This window comes from Oribacterium sp. HCP3S3_B9, from assembly GCF_052064255.1.
Classification (GTDB): domain Bacteria; phylum Bacillota; class Clostridia; order Lachnospirales; family Lachnospiraceae; genus Oribacterium.
In genome coordinates this window covers 1-671 of the sequence record NZ_JBQHVY010000070.1, presented here as the reverse complement: position 1 = coordinate 671, position 671 = coordinate 1, and the positions used below count along the sequence as shown (strand labels likewise).

Sequence of the window (671 nt, the reverse complement as noted above, 5' to 3'; positions counted from 1 at the left end):
TCCAGGAGGTGGACGGATGAAACCCCCCATGCCCTACAGCGGCGGCAAGCAAGTCATCGCCGAGAAGATCGTCGCCCGCATACCTCCTCACGAGGGCTACGTGGAGCCGTTCGCGCGACTGCATCAGTATCTGATCGTCGCATGCAAGGGCGACCCGCGCAGAGCATCGAGACGACTCAGAGAGGAGCCCTGACATGGCGTGGATGCGCGTCGATGACAAACTACACTCCCACCCGAAACGACATCAGGCGGGACTGCGGGCGATGGGGCTGTGGGTGATCGCCGGATCGTGGTGCGCCGATCATCTCACCGACGGCCATGTCCCGGCCGGGATGCTACCCGCACTCGGAGCCAGACCTGCCGACGCAAGAACCCTCGTCCAGGCTGGACTGTGGGACGAGGTGGAGGGCGGATGGCAGTTCCACGACTGGGTGCAGATCAATCCGAGCAGGGCTGATATTGAGTCGAGGCGTGAGAGTGAGCGTCAGCGGGTCGCTGAGTGGAGGGCTAAAAGGGCGCAGCTCCGGGCCATCAAGGGCGGCGCGTCATGAGGTGCATGTCGCGTTGTATGTACGTCGTACGTTACGGCGTACGTCCGTCGTACGTACAGAAATGTTACGTCTCCCCCAACCCAACCCAACCCAACCCAACCCAAACAACTAAAGCTGGGC

Annotated in this window: 2 protein-coding genes; both read left to right on the top strand. The window is 62.3% G+C overall.

All coding sequences use genetic code 11. The annotated features are described in order from the left end of the window. Positions 1–193 (top strand): hypothetical protein (locus tag ACTNC3_RS11460; RefSeq protein WP_441227514.1); only part of this gene is annotated, 193 nt, incomplete at its 5' end. Position 194: 1 nt separating this feature from the next. Continuing rightward, complete coding sequence (locus ACTNC3_RS11455; RefSeq protein WP_441085750.1) at positions 195–551, top strand: hypothetical protein; 357 nt, start codon at positions 195–197, stop codon at positions 549–551. Positions 552–671: the final 120 nt, after the last annotated feature.

Excerpts from the sequence above, each read along its gene's own strand:
- ACTNC3_RS11455 (WP_441085750.1), top strand. The coding sequence starts at position 195 with ATGGCGTGGATGCGCGTCGATGACAAACTACACTCCCACCCGAAACGA.